General features: G+C 68.8%; 10 protein-coding genes and 1 tRNA gene. 6 read left to right on the plus strand and 5 right to left on the minus strand.

All coding sequences use genetic code 11. From position 1 onward, the window contains the following. From J5V16_RS02510 to J5V16_RS02520, 3 genes are all read right to left on the minus strand, one after another. Nucleotides 1-1,251: a low temperature requirement protein A gene (locus tag J5V16_RS02510; RefSeq protein WP_243900580.1), complete on the minus strand. Its 1,251-nt coding sequence runs from the start codon at nt 1,249-1,251 to the stop codon at nt 1-3. A gap of 86 nt (nt 1,252-1,337) precedes the next feature. Further along, the gene (locus J5V16_RS02515) at nt 1,338-3,344 is read right to left on the minus strand and encodes a right-handed parallel beta-helix repeat-containing protein (RefSeq protein ID WP_208494368.1); all 2,007 of its coding nucleotides are present in this window, start codon (nt 3,342-3,344) and stop codon (nt 1,338-1,340) included. Between the two features lie 104 nt (nt 3,345-3,448). After that, complete coding sequence (locus J5V16_RS02520) at nt 3,449-4,360, minus strand: peptidase inhibitor family I36 protein (protein WP_208494369.1); 912 nt, start codon at nt 4,358-4,360, stop codon at nt 3,449-3,451. A 331-nt stretch (nt 4,361-4,691) separates the two neighbouring features. Here J5V16_RS02520 and J5V16_RS02525 point away from each other — a divergent pair, with 331 nt between their 5' ends. Both J5V16_RS02525 and J5V16_RS02530 read left to right on the plus strand, forming a co-directional pair. Beyond that, nucleotides 4,692-5,183, plus strand: coding sequence for a VOC family protein (locus tag J5V16_RS02525; protein ID WP_208494371.1), 492 nt, complete (start codon nt 4,692-4,694; stop codon nt 5,181-5,183). A 47-nt stretch (nt 5,184-5,230) separates the two neighbouring features. Further along, a complete protein-coding gene (locus tag J5V16_RS02530; protein WP_208494372.1) occupies nt 5,231-6,046 on the plus strand; it encodes a MerR family transcriptional regulator in 816 nt (271 codons plus the stop codon). Between the two features lie 94 nt (nt 6,047-6,140). Here J5V16_RS02530 and J5V16_RS02535 read toward each other — a convergent pair whose 3' ends face one another. Together J5V16_RS02535 and J5V16_RS02540 are read right to left on the minus strand one after the other, a co-directional pair. Beyond that, nucleotides 6,141-6,881: a nucleotidyltransferase domain-containing protein gene (locus tag J5V16_RS02535; RefSeq protein WP_208494373.1), complete on the minus strand. Its 741-nt coding sequence runs from the start codon at nt 6,879-6,881 to the stop codon at nt 6,141-6,143. A gap of 250 nt (nt 6,882-7,131) precedes the next feature. Further along, nucleotides 7,132-7,205, minus strand: a tRNA-Leu gene (locus tag J5V16_RS02540). Nucleotides 7,206-7,448: 243 nt separating this feature from the next. Here J5V16_RS02540 and J5V16_RS02545 point away from each other — a divergent pair. The 4 genes from J5V16_RS02545 to coaE all read left to right on the plus strand — a co-directional run bounded on the left by J5V16_RS02545 (nt 7,449) and on the right by coaE (nt 13,882). Continuing rightward, on the plus strand, nt 7,449-8,066 hold the full coding sequence (locus tag J5V16_RS02545) for an ANTAR domain-containing response regulator (protein ID WP_208494374.1): 618 nt from the start codon (nt 7,449-7,451) through the stop codon (nt 8,064-8,066). Between the two features lie 111 nt (nt 8,067-8,177). Then, on the plus strand, nt 8,178-10,877 hold the full coding sequence (polA, locus tag J5V16_RS02550) for a DNA polymerase I (protein WP_307792848.1): 2,700 nt from the start codon (nt 8,178-8,180) through the stop codon (nt 10,875-10,877). A 245-nt stretch (nt 10,878-11,122) separates the two neighbouring features. Continuing rightward, the gene (gene rpsA / locus J5V16_RS02555; RefSeq protein ID WP_208494375.1) at nt 11,123-12,616 is read left to right on the plus strand and encodes a 30S ribosomal protein S1; all 1,494 of its coding nucleotides are present in this window, start codon (nt 11,123-11,125) and stop codon (nt 12,614-12,616) included. A 75-nt stretch (nt 12,617-12,691) separates the two neighbouring features. Continuing rightward, a complete protein-coding gene (gene coaE, locus J5V16_RS02560) occupies nt 12,692-13,882 on the plus strand; it encodes a dephospho-CoA kinase (RefSeq protein ID WP_208494377.1) in 1,191 nt (396 codons plus the stop codon). The last annotated feature ends 87 nt before the right edge of the window (nt 13,883-13,969 follow it).

A 13,969-nucleotide genomic window follows, 5' to 3' on the forward strand; every position in this document is an offset into this window, starting at 1 on the left:
TCATTCGAGCGCTCTGGCGAGTGCGGCCGCCTGGTGGCGGTGGCCGATCGTCTCGAAGCCGACGATCACAACGAGGGGCGAGCCGGCCGCGATCACGATGCCGACGCCCACGGTCGCGCCGGCCGCGACCGCGGCGACCGAAGCGGCGAGGACGAGCGCCGAGCCGACGAACAGCAGGAGATGGAACGGGTCGAGCTCCCGCATGAGCAGCGAGTACAGCGTGAACAGAGCGGTCAGGAAGATCGCGACGGGGATGCAGAGCGTCAGGATCGCGGCGGTCGCGCTGATGTGCGCCTCGTGGGAGATGACCGTGGCGGCCACGTGGAGGCCCGCTCCGGTGGCGGCGAGCGAACCGAAGATCACCAGATGCCCGTAGCCCCAGACGAATCCGCGTTCGCGGTGGCGCGCGAGCACTTCGGCGGACGGCATCGTGAAGTACACCCACCACAGTCCGAACGCGAGTGCGGTGCCGCCGAAGGCGACGAGGACCGCTTCGACGGACCAGTCCTGCGCTTCGACGACCGCCGAGACGGCGAGGATGGTGCCGAGCACGACCTCGCCGAGCGTGATGATGACGAGCAGCCCGTATCGTTCGGCGATGTGGTGCGGGTGCCAGGGGCTGCGCCCGCCCCGCAGTTCGGCGATGATCGGGATGAGCATTTCGAAGATCCCGAGGACGACGACGACTCCGGCGGTGACGGCCAGCGGCGGGTCCAGGAAGATCTGGGTGATCCAGCCGACCTGCGCGATCGCCATGAGCAGCGCGTAGGTGAGCGCGTTGCGGCGCTGCGAGGGGTCGTGCCGCGCGACGCGGAGCCACAGGGCGATCATCGCGACCCGCATGACCACGTATCCGGCGACGACGACGCTGTTGTCGACGTGGACGCCTTCGTCGATCGAGTGGAACATCTGCGGCAGTCCGAGCGCGAGGATGAGCACGCCGAGCATCTGGACCATGGTCGCGACCCGGAAGAACACGTCGTCGTTGTCGAACGCCGACGCCAGCCACGAGTAGTTGATCCACGCCCAGCAGATCGCGAACACCGAGAACGAGAACGCGCCGATCGCGGCGCCGAAGTGCCCGAGTTCGAGCAGGTGCGCCGCCTGAGACCCGGCCTGGCTGAAGGCCACCACCAGTGTGAGGTCGAAGAGGAGTTCGAGCGGTGTCGCGGTGCGGTGCGGCTCTTCGGGGTCCCGTCCGGTCATCCGGTGGATGCGGTGGTCCCTGGTCTCAGGCGGCGGTGTCGACATGCGCACCATCTTCCCACCGTCGCCGCCGACCCGGCGGAGGACGGGTTCCCCCTCGGACGCCGACGGCGCGACCGGGCGGCCGCGCCTCAGCCCCGCCGAGCCGGAGCAGGCGCAGCGAGGATCCGGGTGCCGGCGTCCGAAGCCGCGAACGGCCCGGGCACCACCTTGTCGCGCAAGGTTCCGGTGAAGTCCGCACTCAGGTCCAGATCGGACCCGTCGGGGTTCGTATAGCCCATCTCGGCCTGGTAACTCGTCCCCAGCCGCGCGGTCGTCACCGGGGCGACGACATCGACGCCCCCTGCCACCTCGACGCGGACGGTCCCGGCCTCGGCGTCGTGCACCGAGACGCGCACCGGCGGCGCGCCCACGACAAGGGGCCCCCGTTCCGCGCGGAACGGCTCGGCGCCGCCCGCGTACAGGTTGCCCTCGATCCGAACCGGGAGGCGCGGCCCGGCCAGCGCGCTGCCGTCCTCGTGCGGGTACTCCTCCGGCGTCGGGTAGGCGTCGTATTGCGAGGTCCCTACCGGGGTCGGCACGAAGGTCGCCTGGCCGGGGACGCCGTCGATGTCGATCGCGCCGTTCCAGAAGCTCGCGAGTGCCGGTTCCGCCCGCGGTTCGGCGCGTTCGCCGTCGCCGACGAAGAGGTTGTTGTAGAACCGGTTGTCGCCGCCGAGGATGTTCGAGACGCCGTAGACGGCCGTGGAGTGGGGGAGGTGGTACGGGGTGTACCGCTGGTGCTCGGTGCAGTTCGCGATGCGGCCCGCGATGTAGTTGTGCACGTAGGCGCCGCCGGTGGACATGTCCTTGACCGCCCATGGCGAGAGGAACAGGTTCGAGTCCATCAGGTAGGGCCCGTGGCAGACCTCGACCATGAAGTCCTCGGCCGTGGACGCGTAGAAGACGTTGCGCCGCACCAAGGTGCCTTGGGCCTGCCAGTCGAGCCACAGGGCCCGGTGCGTGTGGTGGATGGTGTTGCCGCTGATCACGGTGTCGATGGCGGCGTGCAGCTTGATGCCGGCCACCTCGGCGCCGTGCCACTGCCGCTTCACGTGGATGCGGGAGATGTGGTTGTCCTCGATGCGGGAGAACGCCGCCCCGAGGTGTCCGACGACGCCCGCCTGCTCGCAGTCCCGGATCGTGTTGCGGCGCACCGTGTGCGAGCCGACATGGTCCCGGTGCCACGGGTGCGGTTCATCGGAGTCGGGGCCGCGCAGGGCGAGCGCCCGCTGGATCACCTCGCGTTCGCGCTGCGTGCCGCCCTTGGCGCCCTTCGGCCCCGCCATCCACTCGTTCTGCCCCGTGCCGGCCTCCTTGCCCAGGGAGACGCCGACGTTCTTCGAGTCGGTGATCGTGTTGTCCTCGATGACCCAGCCCTTGGACCAGTGCGGTCCGATCAGGCCCTCCTGGAGCGCGGTGGGCGGCGCCCACTGGGTGGCGGCCTTGGTCAGGGTGAAGCCGCGCACCGTGAGGTAGTCGATTCCCGTTGCCGCAGGCCAGAACACGAACTTGCGGGCGTTGACCTCGATCTCGTGCTCGGCCGGGTCGGCGTCGCCGAAGTTCGCCCAGATCTGCGTGACGTCCTCGCCAGCCTCGCAGTACCAGGTCAGCAGGGAGCCGGCGCGGTCGAAGGAGTCCGCGGTGGCTTCGGGGTGTTCGACGCCGTCCAAGGTCAGCGACTCGTACATGGACTTGCCGTCGAGGTACACCTCGCCGGTGTGCCAGGTGTTGACCTGGTCGAAGAACCAGTCCCCGCCGATGCGCTCGGTGTACGGGTTGCGTTCCCCGAACAGGGTGTTCGGCACCACCGCCGTCCAGACGCCATCAGCATGCGGGCGCCAATCGGTGACGGGCTCGGCGCCGGAGATCGTGACCGGCTCATAGCGGCCGTCCGCGTCCAGTGCGGCCTGGTAGGCGATCGGCGCGTCGGCGGTGCCGCCGCGAGGCGGGTTCACCCACTCGCGGTACACGCCGGCGTGCACGACGACGCTGTCCCCCGGCTTCGCCAGCTCCGCGGCCGCGCCGATGCTGAGCAGCGGGTCTTCGACGGTCCCGGCGGCGGTGTCGGACCCGGACTTGGCGACGTGAAACTCCATGCAGCAAACGTTAGCCTCCGGCCCGCACCGCTCGCAATCGCGAGCACGTTGAAAGCCGCGGAGGGCGATCGCCCTCCGCGGCTTTCGCTTGCGTCAGATTGGATCTAGCCGAACTGGCAGCAGATGTTGTAGCCCCTGGCGGCCCAGAAACCGGTCGGGTTCGGGTTGCTCAGCGTGGGGTCGCCGACGCTCGGGGCCGCGGCGGTCTGGCGGCCGTTGCGCATTTCGATGTGCGTGTGGGCGCCGCCGGAGGAGCTGACGCCGCGCCAGTCCTCGACGCCGATCCGCTCACCCACGGAGATGGTCGCGCCGACGCCGACGGTCGGGTCCAGGTGCAGGTAGACGAGGGTCTTGTCGAGGCTCGAGTTGTAGACGGCGAGGGTCGAAAGCCCGCCGGAGCCGCGGGCGCCCTCGGTCATGCGGACCACGGTGCCGGAGACCGGCGCGTACACCGAAGCGCCGACGGTGTGGGCGATGTCGACGCCCTCGTGGCGTCCCGAGGTGGTGGTGTAGCCGTCGAAGTAGGCGGTGATGTTCGCCGATGACGAGTGGTAGACGGCGTATTCGAGATTGTCGGTGGCGTCGCCGCTGACGCCGATGAGGTGGGCGGCGTTCTCGTTCTTCAGGTAGGCGCGGAGGTTCGCCTCAGCGCCGGGGCTGAAGTTGTCGATCGGGCCGCTGTACCCGCTGTTGTAGAACACCGTGACGTACCGGCCGGTCCGGTTCCAGGCCGACGCGGCGTTGTTCTTGACGCACTGCCCCTGGCCGGCGCCCGCGCTGATGAACTTGTAGCAGCCCGAGCTCGAGCCGTAGTCGCTGACGGACCCGGCGAAGTCGCTCACCGAGCCGGAGGTGTCGCTGTTGTAGTAGAGGCAGAACTCTCCGGACTCGCACACGCCGTTGCGGGCGGTGGCGGCCTGCGCGGGCGCGGCCACGGCGACTGCCGTCGCGACGCCCATCACGGCCGCCGCGAACAGGGCGAGCAGGGCGTGCCGCTTCGATCTGATCCAACTCATGACTGCTCCTTGTGGAAGGGGGTGGGAAGGAGGTCGGTGCTTCTCATCATGGGGTCGAAGATGTCCGGTGGACTCGAATGAAAACGATGGTGACGCTTGGGAATCCAAGCCCAGGTCGTCCGGATCCCATCCAGGATCTGACAGGAATCTCCACAAGTCAAGCAATCAATGAAGGAATTCTTCGTATCCGGACCGGCCGTCGAGCAACCCGATCCGGTGATCACCGCGGGAATCGTGGCGACCCCGTCGCTCGAGCGACCGATTCCCCGATTCGTGAGCCGGGTCATTGCGGCTTGACCCTGACGCGGCGTGAGGGCCGAGAGTTCAGGACATGACCGAGTTCAAGAGCCCAGTCCCGATCCCGGCCCTCGACGCGCAAGCGCCCGAGCCCTACCGCGAGATCTACGGCATGCCGATGTTCCCCAAGTGCCCGACCGCCGACATGGAGGGCTCGCGCGCCTTCTGGACCGAAGGGCTCGGGTTCATCGACCTGTTCACCGTCCCCGGCAACGTGACCCACCTGCGGCGCTGGGCGTTCCAGGACGTGCTCCTCGTACCCGGCACGCCGCCGGCCGAGGCCCCTCCCATGAGCGTGTACGTCACGTGCGTGCTCGGCCAGATCGAGGAGGTCCGCGAACGCTGCGAGCGCCTAGTGCCCGGCTGCACCGAGGGGCCGAGCGAGACGCCCTGGAACTCGACCGAGCTGACCGTCATCACCCCTGAGCGCACGCGAGTGGTCATGACCGCGGCCCGGCCGATCGACCCGCGCAGCGAACTCGCCGCCGCGATGCGCGAGCAGGGCTTCCAGATCCAAGAAGCGTGAGGCCGGTACCGCAGGCGACGCTCGGCCGGGTCGGCGACACTGGTGCCATGCACCATGACGCCGCCCGGCCCGACCCCGACGACGGCCTCACCGTGGGCCGCGCCGCTGAACTGGTGGGCGTGAGCGTCCGGACCCTCCACCACTGGGACCAGATCGGCCTCGTCCGCCCCAGCGACCGCACCCGGGCCGGGTACCGGGTCTACTCCGGCGAGGACGTCTCCCGCATCCACCGCGTGCTCGTCTACCGCGAACTGGGGTTCCCGCTCGCGCAGATCGGCCGTATCCTCGACGACCCGGACGCCGACGCGAACGTCCACCTGCGACGGCAGCGATCCGAACTCCTCGACCGCATCGAGCGGCTGCAGCGAATGGTCGGCGCGGTCGACCAGATGCTCGACGCCTCACGGCGGGGCATGCGGCTTACGCCCGAGCAGCAGGTCGCGATCTTCGGCGCCGACTGGCGGCCCGAGTGGGTCGAGGGCGCCGAGCAGCGCTGGGGCGACTCCGACCAATGGGGACAGTACGAGCAGCGCGCCGCCGCCCTCTCCACCGACGACTGGGAGAAGGTCGCCGCCGAGACCGAGTCCTTCGAAGCGGCGCTGGCCCACGCGCGGCGCTCCAGCGTCGCACCCGGCTCGGCGGAGGCGAACGGCCTCGCCGAGCGGCACCGCGACCTGATGCGGACCTACTTCGACTGCACCCACTCGATGCAGGTCTGCATGGGCCGCATGTTCGTCCAGGACCCCGGGTTCGCCGCCCATTACGACGGCCTCGCTCCCGGCCTCGCCCAGTGGTGGCAGGACGTGCTGTTTGCCAACGCGGCCGCCAACGGCGTCGACCCGCAGACCGCCGAATGGGAGTGACGTGTCACTTCCTGAACTCCCACAGGTAGCAGTAGAAGATGTAGTTGTAGTCCTCCTGGTAACCGCCGAACACGATCTTCTCGGCTGATCTGTCTCAGTTGGCGAGTTGGTTGAGCGCGGGCTGCAGCCGGTCGGCCAGGGCCTGGTCATGGAGCGCGACCTCGGCTGCGAAGCAGTCGAGCAGTGCCCTCTTCGATCGGATGAGCTCCTGGCTGTCGATCGAAACTGCCCGTGCGCGGTGAAGGGGGTCGAGGACCTCCGGCGGCAGCCGATCGGCTTCGCGGCCATGGCGGTGGTTGAGACCGTGGCGGACGCAGGCGAGGGCAAGGAGTTCGTCCCGAAGGTGATCGAGCATTATCGTCGCCTGCCAATGGCGTTCCCGCGCAACGGCCGATCGGGCGTGCAGGGCGTAGAGCCAGCCCATGCCGATCATCTGGACCGGGTCGGGCGCTTTCGGCTCGGTGGGCGGATTCGGGGTGCCGAACACGACCTTGAAGCCCGGTTCAGTGCCGCGGAACTGGTCGTGGGGCCAGAAGGACACGTCGACCTGGAGCGAGGATTCGAGCAGGAACACGCGGTAGAGGACCTCACCGGCGTAGACGTCGAGGTGGTGGACGGCACCGTGCCGGGTGTAGAAGTCCGCGGTCCAGCGTTCGGCGACAGCACCAGGGTCGGTCCCGTCTCGGGTTTGGAGCATCAAGTCGATATCGGACCAGGCGTCCTCGCGGCCGGTCGCGGCCGAGCCGACCAGGGCGGCACCGATGACCTCCTCGTCCTTCCGGGCCGTATCGATCAATTCCTCGCGCAGTCGCTCGCGATCAGAGACGGTGAACATGCCCCTGAGGCTAGTGGCTTGATAGATATTGCTCCATGGGCTTGCACCCGAACGAAATCGCGCCTGCACAGACGGCCGCCTACACCGGCACATCCCTGACCATGTGCTGCAGCAGGTCGGGGACCGGTATGGGGCGAAACTTTTCGGAGATGCTACGAACGGTGCTGCGGAGTCGGACTGATGCCCGAGAAGGAAGAACAGCGCTCCGCTCGGGAGCGCCGTTTTCACAGTTCATCGATGGTGTTAGAAGTAGCCCGGGTGGGATTCGAACCCACACTGTACGGGTTTTGAATCCGTCTTCTCTGCCAGTTGGAATACCGGGCCGGGGCGCCGGTGTGGTGCCGGAGCCGCCGCAAATGATACCCGGTGGGCGGAAGCCGGAGGAGCACCGGCCCCCGTCGCCCGGTGCCCGGAGGGCGTTGCGCCGCTCACGTTTCGGTTCCAACGTCCGAAACGCTCGGCATAGGAACGTGCGCCCCCGGGGCGCGGCGGCTAAGCTAGCGTCCTGGTGTGCCTGAAACGACGCACGCCCCACGACCATTCGTCGCATGAAAGGTACGGACCCGCATGACGAGCAAGGCCGCCGAGGAGCCGCGCAAGCGCGTGCTCATCGCCGAAGACGAGGGGCTCATTCGCCTCGACCTGGCCGAGATGCTCACCGAGGAGGGCTACGAGGTCGTGGCCGAGGCCGCCGACGGCGAAGCCGCCGTCCGCCTCGCCCAGGAACACCAGCCCGACCTGGTCATCTGCGACATCCAGATGCCGATCATGGACGGCCTCCAGGCCGCGGAGAAGATCGTCTCCGCCCGCATCGCCCCCGTAGTGATCCTCACCGCCTTCAGCCAGCGCGACCTCATCAGCCGCGCCCAGTCCGCCGGCGCCATGGCCTACCTCGTCAAACCCTTCCAGAAATCCGACCTCGTCCCCGCCATCGAGCTCTCCCTCACCCGCTTCGCCGAGATGACCGCCCTCGAGAAAGAGGTCGCCAACCTCACCGAACGCCTCGAGGTCCGCAAGCTCGTCGACCGCGCCAAGGGCCTCCTCATGACCCAGTACGGCATGGCCGAACCCGACGCGTTCCGCTGGATCCAGCGCGCCGCCATGGACCACCGCCTGTCCATGCGCGCCGTCGCCGAGCGCGTCATCGCCGAAGCCGAGCAGAAGGAAGCCCAGGACGCCGAATAGGCCCCGAGCATCGAAGGCCCGCGTCACCCGACGCGGGCCTTTCCGCACCCCGGGCCACGCCGCCGCCCGGCTTGCGCTCGACATGTCAGACCCACTCGATAGGCTCGTGTCGTGACTTCTTCGCAACCGCGCCTGCTCCTGATCGACGGCCACTCGATGGCCTACCGCGCGTTCTTCGCGCTCCCCGCCGAGAAGTTCGCCACCGACGACGGCCAGGTCACCAACGCCGTCTACGGGTTCGCCTCCATGCTCATCAACCTGCTCAAGGCGGAAGAGCCCACCCACATCGCGGTGGCCTTCGACCTCTCCCGCCACTCGTTCCGCACCGACGAGTACGCCGCCTACAAAGACGGCCGCGGCGAGACCCCCCAGGAGTTCAAGAGCCAGATCCCGATCATCCAGCAGCTCCTCGACGCCTTCGGGATCTCCTGGCTCACCAAGGTCAACTACGAGGCCGACGACATCATCGCCACCCTCGCCACCCGCGCCGAGGCCGCCGGCTTCACCACCCTCATCTCCTCCGGCGACCGCGACGCCCTCCAGCTCGTCGACCCCGCCATCACCCTGCTCTACCCGGTCAAGGGCGTCACCGACCTCGCCCGGTACAACCCCGAGGCCGTCGAAGCCAAGTACGGCGTCACTCCCGACCGCTACCGCGACCTCGCCGCCCTCGTCGGAGAGAAGTCCGACAACCTCCCCGGCGTCCCCGGCGTCGGCCCCAAGACCGCCGCCAAATGGATCGTCAAATACGGCTCCCTCGACGCCCTGGTCGCCCACGTCGACGAGATCACCGGCAAGGCCGGCGAGAACCTCCGCGCGCACCTCGACGACGTCCTGCGCAACTACCGCATCAACTGCCTCGTCCGCGACCTCGAACTCGAATCCGGCCTCGACGACCTCGAATGGCACGGCTGGTCCGTCGCCGACACCAACCAGCTCTTCGACGCCCTCCAGTTCCGCGCCCTCGGCGAACGCCTCAACACCAGCCTCGCCGCGAAAGCCGTCGGCGCCGCCGCCGTCCCCGCCGCCGAAGTCGACCACACCGAGGCCGCCGCCCTCGTCCCCGGCGGCCTCGCCGCCTGGCTCGCCGACCGCAAGACCGACGTCGCCATCGCCTACCAGGGCACCTTCGCGTCCGGCGCCGGCTCCTTCGACACCATCGCGTTGGCCGAGGGCGGGCAGGCCCTGTGGTTCGAGCCCTCGCAGCTGGACGCCGTCGACGAGGCGACCTGGGCCGCCTGGCTGGCCGACCCCGAGCAGGGCAAGGTCGTCAACGATGCGAAGTCGTTCCTGTGGGGCGCGGACGCCGCGGGCTGGCCCGAGGTGGCCGGCATCAAGGCGGACACGGTGCTCGGCGCGTATCTGCTCAAGCCCGAGCAGCGGTCGTACGCGCTCGGCGATCTCGCCATGCAGTTCCTCGGCCGCGAGCTGGAGACGGCGGAGACGCCCGCTGACGACGGCGCGCTCGTGGGCCTGGACGCGGCGATGCACGACGACGCCGCGCGCCTCGAGGCCGACTGCGCTGCCGCGGCGCTCATCGGCGACCTCGCCGCCGAGCAGACCAAGCGCCTCGCCGACCGGCAGCAGGCGCACCTGGCCGAGGCCCTGGAGTACCCGCTCGCGGGCGTCTTGGCGCGCATGGAGATCCTGGGCATCGCCGCCGACGAAGGCCACTTCGCCGACATCGAGGCCGGGTTTGCGATGCAGTCGAAGGAGGCCACCGAGCGCGCCCACGAGATCGTCGGCCGCCCCTTCAACGTCGGCTCGCCCAAGCAGCTCCAGGAGATCCTCTTCGACGAGCTGCAGATGCCCAAGACCAAGCGCACCAAGACCGGCTACACCACGAACGCCGAAGCGCTGCAGCAGCTGTACGCGAAGAACCAGCACCCGCTTCTGGAGCAGCTGCTGCGGTTCCGCGACGTCGAGAAGCTCAAGCAGATCGTCGCCACCCTGCGCGCGACGATCCAGACCGACGGGCGCATCCACACCACGTTCAACCAGACCGTCGCGGCCACCGGTCGGCTCTCTTCCGCCGACCCGAACCTGCAGAACATCCCCGTCCGCTCCGAGGCCGGGCGCAACATCCGCGCGGGGTTCGTGGTCTCCGAGGGCTTCGAGTCGCTCATGACCATCGACTACAGCCAGATCGAGATGCGCATCATGGCCAGCCTCACCGGCGACGAGGGCCTGATCGACGCCTTCGTCTCCGGCGAGGACATCCACAACGCCGTCGCCGCGAAGGTCTTCGCCGTGGCGCCCGAGAACGTCACCGCCGAGCACCGCCGCAAGATCAAGGCCATGTCGTACGGCCTCGCCTACGGCCTCTCGACGTACGGGCTCAGCCAGCAGCTCGGCGTCTCCACCGAAGAGGCCCAGCAGCTCTCCGACGACTACTTCGCCCGCTTCGGCCGCGTCCGCGACTACCTGCACCGGGTCGTCGAGGAGGCCCGCAAGACCGGCTACACCGAGACGATCATGGGCCGGCGACGCTACTTCCCCGACCTCACCTCCGACAACCGCCAGCGCCGCGAGATGGCCGAGCGGGCCGCCCTCAACGCCCCCATCCAGGGCAGCGCCGCCGACATCATGAAGACCGCGATGCTCGGCGTCGACCGCGAGCTGCGAGCCTCCGGGCTCGCCTCCCGCGTCCTGCTGCAGGTCCACGACGAACTGGTCTGCGAAGTCGCACCCGGTGAGTCGAAGGCCCTCGAATCGCTCGTGCGCGAGCAGATGTCGAACGCCGCCGAGCTCGCCGTGCCGCTCACCGTCTCGGCCGGATTCGGCGAATCGTGGGAAGCCGCTGCCCATTAGCGGGTCAAGACGCCCGCTTGCCGGCCTCAAGTGCGCGTGTCAGTCGACACGAGCCCCCGGCCCGGACTGGCGCGGGGATATCGCGCACGGTAACCTGGATTGGCCTGGGCATGTCCGCGTCCTCAGAAGGGAGCAGGACGCGTTGCCAGCGGCAAGGGCGGCCCGGGAACGAACTGCGAGCATTCGCGTCTAGCGAGGGCGCGGGCGCGAGCCCACGAATTTACGTATCCGGAGCACCAGCCCACATGACGAGCAGCATCGAGGCCACCTCGAGCAACGCTGAGAACAGCACGGTCGAAGAGTTTCTTTCGGACGAGGACCTCCTCGCCGCGATCGACGCGACCATCAAATACTTCAATGACGGCGATATCGTCGAAGGTACCGTCGTCAAGGTCGACCGGGATGAAGTCCTGCTCGACATCGGCTACAAGACCGAGGGCGTCATCCCCTCGCGCGAGCTGTCGATCAAGCATGACGTCGACCCTGAAGACGTCGTCTCTGTGGGCGACCACGTCGAGGCCCTCGTCCTCCAGAAGGAGGACAAGGAAGGCCGCCTGATCCTCTCCAAGAAGCGCGCCCAGTACGAGCGCGCCTGGGGCACCATCGAGAAGATCAAGGAAGAGGACGGCGTCGTCCGCGGCTCGGTCATCGAAGTGGTCAAGGGCGGTCTCATCCTCGACATCGGCCTCCGCGGCTTCCTGCCCGCGTCGCTGGTCGAGATGCGTCGTGTGCGCGACCTGCAGCCGTACGTCGGCCGCGAGCTCGAAGCCAAGATCATCGAACTCGACAAGAACCGCAACAACGTGGTCCTGTCGCGTCGCGCCTGGCTCGAGCAGACCCAGTCCGAGGTCCGCACCGAGTTCCTGCACCAGCTCGCGAAGGGCCAGGTCCGCAAGGGCACGGTCTCCTCGATCGTCAACTTCGGCGCGTTCGTCGACCTCGGCGGGGTCGACGGCCTGGTGCACGTCTCCGAGCTCTCCTGGAAGCACATCGACCACCCGTCCGAGGTCGTCGAGGTCGGTCAGCCGGTCGAGGTCGAGGTCCTCGAGGTGGACCTGGACCGCGAGCGCGTCTCCCTGTCGCTGAAGGCGACCCAGGAAGACCCGTGGCGCCAGTTCGCCCGCACCCACGCGATCGGCCAGATCGTCCCGGGCAAGGTCACCAAGCTCGTCCCCTTCGGCGCGTTCGTCCGCGTCGAGGACGGCATCGAGGGCCTCGTGCACATCTCCGAGCTGGCCGAGCGCCACGTCGAGGTGCCCGAGCAGGTCGTCAAGGTCGGCTCCGACGCCATGGTCAAGGTCATCGACATCGACCTGGACCGCCGCCGGATCTCGCTCTCGCTCAAGCAGGCCAACGAGGCCTACGTCGAGAACGAGGAGCAGTTCGACCCGACGCTGTACGGCATGGCCGCGCAGTACGACGACCAGGGCAACTACATCTACCCGGACGGCTTCGACTCCGAGACCGGCGAGTGGATGGAAGGCTTCGACGAGGCCCGCGAGGAGTGGGAGCGGCAGTACGCCGAGGCCCGCACCCGCTGGGAGGAGCACGGCAAGCAGATCGCCGAGCGCGTCATCACCGAGGCTCCCGCCAAGCCCGCCGAGGGCGAAGCGGCCCCCAAGGGTGACAAGAAGGGCGGCAAGGCCCCTGAGAAGAAGTCGGCCCCGGCCGAGCCTCAGGGCACCCTGGCCACCGACGAGGCGCTCGCGGCCCTGCGCGAGAAGCTCGCCGGCAACTAGGTTTAGTCGCTCGTTTAGCTGAAAGACACACTGCCCGTCCCAGGCCGTTCGCCTGGGGCGGGTAGTGTTTTATTTGTGCTTAGAGTCGCATTGACAGGTGGCATCGGAGCCGGTAAGAGCACGGTCGCAGCGAAGCTGTCAGAGCTCGGGGCCCGCGTCGTCGACGCGGACGCCCTTTCCCGCGAAGTCGTCGCCCCCGACACCGAGGGGCTGGCCGCAGTGGTCTCCCGGTTCGGCCCCGGGGTGCTCGACGACGAGGGCGCGCTCGACCGCGCCGAACTCGCGGCGATCGTCTTCAGCAATCCGTCCGCGCGGGCGGAACTCGAAGCGATCGTGCATCCGCGCGTCCGCGCCCGCGCCCGTGAACTCACCGACGCCATGCCCGACGACGCCATCGTCGTCCAAGACATCCCGCTCCTGGCCGAAACCGGCCAGGCGCCCGGCTTCCACCTCAACATCGACGTGGAAGCGCCGCGAGAGCTCCGGCTCGAACGGCTCGCCGCCCGCGGCCTGCCCCGCGCCGACGCCGAACGCCGCATCGACGCCCAGGCCTCCGACGCCGAACGCCGCGAAGTCTGCGACGTCGTCCTCCACAACGACGGCGACCTCCACGACCTCGAACACCGCGTGAAACTCCTGTGGGACGAGCGCATCACGCCGTTCGCCGAGAACCTGCGCCTCGGCCGGTACGAGCCGCGGCCCGACAAGCTCCAGCTCGTCCACACCGACCCGGAATGGGCGCACCGCTTCGAGCACCTCGCGGCCCGCATCCGCCGGGTCATGGGCCCCAGCGCCGTCCGCATCGACCACGTCGGCTCGACCGCGGTGCCCGACTTCCTCGCGAAGGACGTCATCGACATCCAGGTCACGGTCGTCGCGCTCTACCTCGTCGACTCGTTCCAGGACGCCCTCGGCGACGCCGGGTTCTTCGGAAAGGTCGGGCAGGACACGCCCAAACCCGAGTACCCGTCGGTCGAGCAGTGGGAGAAGCGCTTCTACGGCTACGCCGACCCCGGCAACATCGCCCACATCCACTTCCGGCCGATCGAGAGCCCCGGACAGCGGTTCGCGCTGCTGTTCCGCGACTGGCTGCGCGCCGACCCGCAGGCCCGCGCCGACTACGCGCACGCCAAGGGCGCCCTCGCCGCGAAGTTCGACTCCACACCGGACTACACGGAGGCCAAGGAGTCCTGGTTCAGCACCGAGGCCTGGCCCCGCGCCAACGCCTGGGCCGCCGAGACCGGCTGGCACGCACCGGTCTGCTGACCGAATCTTCCGACACGACAACGCGGGCGGGGCCGGCCGCGCGGCCGGGCCCGCCCCCCTTCCCTCGTCCGGTCAGCCGCGGGCGTA

The organism is Glycomyces niveus, from assembly GCF_017592475.1.
GTDB classification, from domain to species: domain Bacteria; phylum Actinomycetota; class Actinomycetes; order Mycobacteriales; family Micromonosporaceae; genus Glycomyces; species Glycomyces niveus.